The sequence below is a fragment of the Micromonospora maritima genome (assembly GCF_902825405.1).
GTDB classification, from domain to species: domain Bacteria; phylum Actinomycetota; class Actinomycetes; order Mycobacteriales; family Micromonosporaceae; genus Micromonospora; species Micromonospora maritima.
The window spans coordinates 43,776-49,975 of sequence record NZ_CADEAU010000003.1 but is presented as its reverse complement, the minus strand read 5'-3'; the positions used below and the strand labels follow the sequence as shown (position 1 = coordinate 49,975).

The 6,200-nt window shown below is 73.6% G+C and carries 7 protein-coding genes; 4 read left to right on the top strand and 3 right to left on the bottom strand.

Annotated elements, in window-relative coordinates; translation table 11 throughout:
• From HUW36_RS00995 to HUW36_RS00980, 4 genes are all read left to right on the top strand, one after another.
• On the top strand, positions 1-1,279 hold a 1,279-nt coding region (locus HUW36_RS00995; RefSeq protein WP_174526319.1), incomplete at its 5' end, for an FAD-dependent oxidoreductase.
• Positions 1,280-1,428: 149 nt separating this feature from the next.
• Entirely contained in the window at positions 1,429-2,379 is a 951-nt protein-coding gene (locus tag HUW36_RS00990; RefSeq protein WP_174526318.1) for a helix-turn-helix domain-containing protein, read from the top strand.
• Positions 2,380-2,473: 94 nt separating this feature from the next.
• Complete coding sequence (locus HUW36_RS00985) at positions 2,474-3,220, top strand: alpha/beta fold hydrolase (protein WP_174526317.1); 747 nt, start codon at positions 2,474-2,476, stop codon at positions 3,218-3,220.
• A gap of 39 nt (positions 3,221-3,259) precedes the next feature.
• Positions 3,260-3,841 (top strand): DUF6434 domain-containing protein, encoded by a 582-nt coding sequence (locus tag HUW36_RS00980; RefSeq protein WP_217428742.1) that lies wholly within the window; start codon positions 3,260-3,262, stop codon positions 3,839-3,841.
• Positions 3,842-3,871: 30 nt separating this feature from the next.
• Here HUW36_RS00980 and HUW36_RS00975 read toward each other — a convergent pair whose 3' ends face one another.
• From HUW36_RS00975 to HUW36_RS00965, 3 genes are all read right to left on the bottom strand, one after another.
• Entirely contained in the window at positions 3,872-4,267 is a 396-nt protein-coding gene (locus HUW36_RS00975; RefSeq protein WP_099164506.1) for a DivIVA domain-containing protein, read from the bottom strand.
• 195 nt (positions 4,268-4,462) lie between these two features.
• A complete protein-coding gene (locus tag HUW36_RS00970) occupies positions 4,463-5,128 on the bottom strand; it encodes a GntR family transcriptional regulator (protein ID WP_099160224.1) in 666 nt (221 codons plus the stop codon).
• A complete protein-coding gene (locus HUW36_RS00965) occupies positions 5,125-6,195 on the bottom strand; it encodes a Gfo/Idh/MocA family protein (RefSeq protein ID WP_174526315.1) in 1,071 nt (356 codons plus the stop codon). The genes HUW36_RS00970 and HUW36_RS00965 overlap by 4 nt, the downstream gene beginning before the upstream one ends.
• Positions 6,196-6,200 lie beyond the last annotated feature (5 nt).

Genomic DNA, 6,200 nt, shown 5'->3' with positions numbered 1-6,200 from the left:
CGCGCACGCCGCGCACACGCTGGCGACCGCCGGCCGTTTCGGGCTGCGCTGCGGCGCGCCTCGGGTGGACGACGTCGCGGTGCTCGCCGCCGTGCGGGCCGCGGCTCGCGCGGAGTCGGGTCAACTGCGCGACGGCACGATCGCCGGCGGTCCGTACGTGCTGGACGGCCGGGCCGAGTTCACCGGCCCGGACTCACTGCGGGTCACCGGCACCGACGCGGTCCGCGAGGTGCGCTTCCGTCGCGCGGTGATCGCCACCGGATGTGCTCCCGCCGTACCCCTGATTCCGGGCCTCGCCGACGCGCAACCGCTGACCGCCGACGACCTGTCGCGGCTCGACCGGCTACCGGAACGGATCGCGGTGCTCGGCGGCGGCTCGACGGGCTGCGAACTAGGTCAGGCCCTGGCCCGGCTGGGTGTGCGAGTGACCCTGATCGAGGTGGCCGACCGCCTGTTGCCGAACGAGGAACCGGCTGCGGGCGCCGTGATCAGCGAGCGGCTCCGCGCCGAAGGCGTCGCGGTGCGTACGGGCCAGCTGGTCGATCGCGTCGGTGTGGGGACGGTGCATCTGGCCGACGGGGCGATCGTGCCGGCCGACCGGATCCTGCTCGCCGTCGGGCGCCGGCCGCGCACCGATCGGCTCGGGCTGACCGCCACCGGCGTGCGGCGCGACGTGCGGGGGCACGTCGTGGTGGACCAGCGGCTGCGCAGCGCGAACCATCGGGTCTTCGCCGCCGGCCCGGTCACCGGTTCCGCGCCGCTGGCCCGGGCCGCCGAACTGCAGGGCGTCCAGGCGGCCGAGAACGCGCTACTCGGACCGGTCGGGCGGGTCGACCGGATCCCGGTGCCCCGGGTGACGCGTACCGATCCCGAGGTGGCGCAGGTCGGCGTCACGCTGGAGCAGGCACAGCGGCTCCACGGCGACCGGGCGCGGGCCCGCTGGTGGGTCGACGACGACCTCGACCGGGACGAGCTCGGCGAGCGGGTCGGCGGCTTCTGCCACCTGGTCGTCGGGCCGGGCGGCCAGCTGCTCGGGGCCACGGTGGTGTCGCCCCGGGTCGGGCAGTGGATCGGCGAGCTGGCCGCCGCGGTGCGTCAGGGCATCAGCGTGTCGGAGCTCGCCCGGGCGCTACCTGGGCAGCCCACGTACGCGGACGGCCGGCGACGGGTGACCGGCGACGTCGACGACGGCCTCGGTGCCCCGTTACCCGCCCGTCTCGTCGGCGCCTGGCGCGGACTGCGCCGGATCACCCGACCGTCCGCCCGCCACAGCGGGTGACCGCCTCCGCCCGGCCGGAAATCGCGATCCGGGGCGGCCCCGGATCCGTCCGGACAGCCGAGGCCGGCCCGTCCGGGCACGAGGATCATCGAGGGAACCGAGCGCGCCCGCGGTCGCCCGAGCCGCGGCGAACAGATCAAGGAGCGACCGTGCCCGTGCTCACGCACCGCTTCTCGGGTCCACGCGGCCTGCACGACTTCCGCCGTGCGGTCCGGCAGAGCCTGGTCAGCCAAGCGGTCGAGGCCCGGGACCCGGCCGGCTTCCGTGCCCGGCTGAGCACCGCCGACGTCGGTCCGACTCGGCTGGTGTCCGTCACCGTCGCCGCGCTGCACGCGCGGCAGACCGGACAACGCTCGCCCGGGGGCGTGTTCCTTCTGCTGGGCGCGAAGGCCGACGGTCGGATTCGGCACCGCTTCGGCGTCGAGCCGGTGGTGCCGGGCCGGCTCGTGGTCGTACCGGGCGGAGAGTCCTTCGAGGTCGACTATCCCGCCGTCGCCAAGCTGTTGTTCGTCGTGCTTCCGCCGGCTCTGGTCGAGGCCCGGTACGCGGCACTGGACGCAGCGATCACGTCAGCGCCCCTCGACCCGGTCGGGCGCGCCCTGGGCAGACAGCTGCCCCACCTGATGACGGCGGTCGGCGCCACCGAGGACCCCGCCCGCCGGCGAAACCTCGCCTCGGTGTTCGCCGCCGTGCTGGATCTGCTGCTCGCCGGCACGTTCGGTGACACACGGGGCAACCCTCACCTCGCTCTGCGCATCGGCGCGGAGCGACTCGTCGAGGACCACCTCACCGATCCTGACCTCTCCGTCTCCTGGCTGGCCAGCCGACTCGCCGTGTCGGTGCGCCAACTGCACCGCGCCTTCGCCGACAACGACCACGGCCCGGCCGGCTACATCCGGCTACGGCGGCTGCAGGCATGTGCTCGGCACCTGGTCCGCTCTCCGGTGAGCGCAGCCGAGTTGGCGTACCGCTACCAGTTCGCCTCCGCCTCCCATTTCGGCGCCGCCTTTCGGGCTCACTTCGGCTCGAGCCCGGGACGCTGGCGAGCGGACGCGGCGGCAGATGGGCACGGCCTCGACAGTGTTGCGGCGCAGCTGTGATACCGGTGCCGCGCCGGTGCCCCCTAGCGTGGTCCGGGCCGGACGCGAGTCACGGCGGAAACCGCACGGCACCACGACCCGGACGGACCACAGGGTGGAAGTCAGCGAACACGGCCCACTGGAGGCACCCCCGCTGCTCCTGTTGCACGGCCTGCTCATCGACCGCACGATGTGGCAGCCCGTCATGGAGACACTCGGCCGCTCGTTTCGACTGCTGATCCCCGATCTGCCCGGGCACGGCACGGCCCGGAACCGGCGATGGACTTCGATGAGCCGAGTGGTGCGCGACCTGACCGACCTGATCGACAGCAGGGTCCCCGACGCCCGGGTCGGTGTGGTGGGGCTGTCGCTCGGCGGGTATCTGGCCTTGGAACTGGCCCGCGCGGCGCCGGATCGGATCGCGGGTGCGGTCGCCAGTGGAGTCAACGCCGTCCCGTTGCCGTTCTGGTCGCCACCGCGGCTGCTCGGTCCGGTGCTGGCGCCGTTCATCGTCACCCGGCCGATGCTGAGCGCCAACGCCCGGGTGCTACGGATACCGCCCGACCTTCACCCCTGGTATCTGTCGGCGGCCCGGCGGACCCATCCTCGGGCGTTCGCCCGCGTCAACCGGGAGCTGACCGGATATCGGCCTCCGGTGGACAACGCATTCGTCCGACCGGTCCTGGTGCTGTGCGGTGGCGACGAACCGCCCGGCATCCGGCGCTCCGCGCCACTGCTCGCCGCGGCCTTCGCACGCGGAGAGCACCGGACGGTTCCCGGCGTCGGGCACGGTTGGATCATCGAACGACCGGCGTTGTTCACCGAGACGGTGTCGAACTTCATCACACCCCTGTTCCCCTGAATGCCCGGCTGGAGAATCACGGTGACGGATCGCCCGCCATTGACCCACGTCCGTTCCGGTTCGGAGTTGCGCCGCTGGTACTGGACGCTCGCCGAGCTGACGGAACTGGCCCGGACAATGGGCGTCCCGCGCGGGGGCGGCAAGCTGGCACTGGTCGAGCGGTTGGCCGCCGCGTTGGACGGCACGGCAGCGCCGGAGCATGCTCGGCGGGCAGGGTCGGCGCGACAACTGGGTCCGCCGGTGACGGTCGACACCGTCATTCCCGCCGGGCAGCGGTGCAGCCAGGTGCTGCGGGCATTCTTCCGCGATCAGGTCGGCAAGGGGTTCGTCTTCGACGAGTTCATGCGGGCGTTCATCCGTGACGGTGCGGGACGGACCCTGGGTGATGCCGTCTCGCACTGGTACGACACCCGGGCCGAAGCCGCCCGCGAACGGCCGGTGGCAGCACAGTTCGAGTTCAACGCGTTCCTGCGGCAGTGGCGGAGGGCCCACCCTCAGGCGGACCGGGCGGCTGCGCTGGCCGCCTGGCAGGAGCACCGGTCGCGGCCGGTGGAGGACCGTCCCGGACCGTTCCGGACCGACGCGCCGCCGAGCGAGGAGGGGCGAACGACAGTGCGGTGAGCGCCTTCGGCGGCCGGTGCGGGCGATCCGCTACCTCGCGGAGTCCTCGGTGTCCGTCCGGTGGGTCGCCGCGTGCGCTCCAGGGGTGCCTGCGGAACCCGCCGCAGGCTCCGAGGGCAGCCGCTTCGGCATGGTGGTCCGCCGCACCCGCCGCCCGGTGGTCGTCCGCCTCGCATGCGCCCCGGAGCCGGCTCGTTCCGACTGCCAGACGCGCAGCGCCCGCTTGATCCGCTGACCCTCCGCCCAGGCGATCTCCAGTTCCCGCCCCCGCTCACCCAGCTCGTACGCGAGCCGGTGCAGCAGCGCGTCGACCTCGTCGCGCCGGTAGCCGCGCTGGTACCAGGGCGCCAGCGGCAGCCGTACCCGGGTGACGTCCTCGGGGGTCAGTCTCCCGGCGAGCGGGCTTCCGCTGCGGTACGTGCCCATGTCAGCCTCCGCCCCCGCCACGACCCATACGGTCAGGGGTACGGCGGATGCCCGGTGACCGGTTCACTACTCGTGCGGGGCGCGGGCAGTCGTGGCGCACCCGCGTCGCCTGGCCGGGCCGCCGCACCGGGTGCCCGCGGAGACGGCCACCCGGGTGCGACGCGGACCGGGACGCGGCCCGGAGCCGGGCGACCATCAGGTGGCCTCCGCTCCCGGCACGTACACCGCACCGGTGCGAATGTTCGGCACGGCCGCGCGGATGTGCCCGCGGGCCAGTTCCTCGGCCCGGTCGGCGTCGCCCGCCGCCAGCGCCTCGATGATCGCCAGGTGCTCCGGATGCGTCTCGTGCGGGTCGCGGTAGAGCCCGGGCGCGAGGCTCGTCGTGAGTATGTGGTGCACCTCGGCGGTACGGCTGAGCAGCGGCTCGCCGGCCAGCTCCAGCAGCGCCCGGTGGAACACCACATCCGCCTGGTAGTACGCCTCGGCCGAACCGGTGGTGGTGAGCTGCTCGTAGGCGTCCTGGAACAGCACCCGCAGCCGGGCCAGCTCGGCCCGGCCGGCCCGACCCGCGGCGAGCCGGCACGCGAGCCCTTCGAGCACCGCGCGGATCTCGAACACGGCGGTCATCCGATCGGCGTCGAAGCCCACCGCGTGCCAGCCCCGCGGGCCGGCGGTGACCAGGCCCTCGCCCTCCAGGCGGGAGAGCGCGCGGCGGACCGGTGTGCGACTGACGCCCAGCGCGACGGCGACCTCGCTCTGGTTGACCGGCTGACCCGTCGGGATCTCACCGCTGAGCAGCATCGCGCGCACCCGCTGGTAGGTGCTCTCCTCCAGTGGAAGATAGGTCGTCTCAGTGCTCACGGCAGCCTCTCACCCGCGGGTTCCGGCACGCCTGCCACCCGCTCGGACCGGATCCGGACCGCCTGCCCCGATGCGGCCGACTGATAACAGGCCTCCACCACCCGCATCGTACGGACATAGTCCGCGGCGGGCGTCTCCGCCTCGGCGCGACCTCGCAGGGCATCGACGAAGTTCTGCTGGGCGGCGGTCGCGCAGCCGCCCTTCCAGCCGTCCGGGATCCGGTAGTCGTGCCGGACCGTCCGCCCGTCGCGGCGCAGCACCGTCATCGTGCCGTCGTCGGCCACCTCCAGGGTGGCGTCCGTGCCCTCCACCGACATCGTCCCGTACGCCAGGCTGCGGACCGTCCGAGCCACCGCCGAGCGGTCGGCGTCGTACACCACGATGCCGCCGCCGGAGGTGTGCAGCACCGCGATGACGAGGTCCTCACCGGTGACGGCCGGGTTGACGGTCGCGGTCGTGCACCGGACCTCGTCGATCTCACCGAAGAGGTATCGGGTCGTGTCGACGTAGTGCACGCCCGTCTCGAACAGCACCAGGCGTGGCATGGCGGCGAAGTAGGGCTGGTCCGGATAGGGCCGCTCCCCCCAGCCGTCGCCGGGCCGCATCCGCATGGTGGTGTGGAACGGTCGGCCGAGCACGCCGTCGTCGATCAGCCGCTTCGCCTCCCGGTACCACGGCTGCCAGCGCCAGTTCTCGTTGACCACGAGCGGCACGCCGCGCCGGTGCGCCAGGTCCGCCAGCTCGGCGGCGTCCGCCACGGTCGGCGCGAGCGGCTTCTGGCAGAGCACCGGCAGTCCGCGGTCGACCGCGAGCCGGATCAGTTCGGCGTGGGTGGCCGGAGGCGTGCAGATGTCCAGGAAGTCGGGCCGGACCCCCGCGATCGCCGCCTCGAGATCGACCCCCGACCAGCTCACGCCGGCCTCCCGGGCCACCGCGGCCACCCGCCTCGGATCACGGTGCCCGACCAGGCCGTGGATCTCGGCACCTGACACCGCTCGCCAGGCGGCGAGCTGGATCGGCGCGAAGTAGCCGGCACCGACCATCAGGCCCCGCAACGGCCGTTCCATCCCCG